Origin of the sequence: Pseudomonas sp. 30_B (assembly GCF_017491605.1) — a bacterium.
In the GTDB taxonomy this organism is placed as follows: Bacteria; Pseudomonadota; Gammaproteobacteria; order Pseudomonadales; family Pseudomonadaceae; genus Pseudomonas.
On the sequence record NZ_JAFGYY010000072.1, the window covers coordinates 1 to 815 of the forward strand.

Here is an 815-nt window from a genome sequence, read left to right on the forward strand (position 1 = left end):
GTAAAGTGGCAGTTGCTAACTTGTCCGTCGTATTCGCCAAGCGTCCTGATCAGATCCATGCGCTTCTCGGTGGGTACGAAAAACAGCATGAAACCGCCGCCGCCCGCACCCGAAACCTTTCCGGCCTGCGCACCGGCGCGGATCGCCGCGTCGTAGATCTCGTCGATATGCGCGTTGGAAACAGTTCGCGCCGAATTCTTCTTGTTGTCCCAACCAAGGCGCATCGAAGCGACAAAGGCCTTGAAATCGCCCTTCAGCAAAGCCTCTTTCATGACCAGCGCCTCGCGCTTGATACCGTCCATCGCCTCGATTGCCGCGGTCTGGTGCGACACCACGTTGTCGCTCTGGTCCTGAATGATCTTGGCCGACTCGCGAGACACGGCCGTGTAAAAAAGGACCAGCGAGGCCTCGAGCTCACAAAGAACCCAGTTCTTGATTCGCAACGGATTCACGATCGTCCGTTCTTCCTCATAGAACTCCATGAAATTGAAGCCCCCGAACGTCGCCGAATATTGGTCCTGACGTCCCCCGGCCAGCCCGCAATCGACGCGCTCGATCCGATAAGCCAGCTGCGCGATGGCGTAGTCGTCCAGCGGCAGATTCAGCAACTCGACAAACGCCTTGATCATCACGACGACCAGCGTCGACGACGAACCCAACCCGGAACCCGCGGGAGCGTCACAGAATGTACTCAGCTCGAGCGCGATCGGCTTGCCATGGTTGTAGTTCCGAATCATGTGGTTGTACACCGCCTTATGCAGGTTCAGCGTACCGTTCAGCTCCAGCGGCTCGGAAATGAGCTGATGCTTTTCCAC

The 815-nt window shown here is 57.7% G+C and carries 1 protein-coding gene; it reads right to left on the bottom strand.

All coding sequences use genetic code 11. From position 1 onward, the window contains the following. Window positions 1–815, bottom strand: an 815-nt coding sequence (locus J5M67_RS27255) for a dehydrogenase (protein ID WP_207888520.1), incomplete at both ends; no start/stop codon positions are given.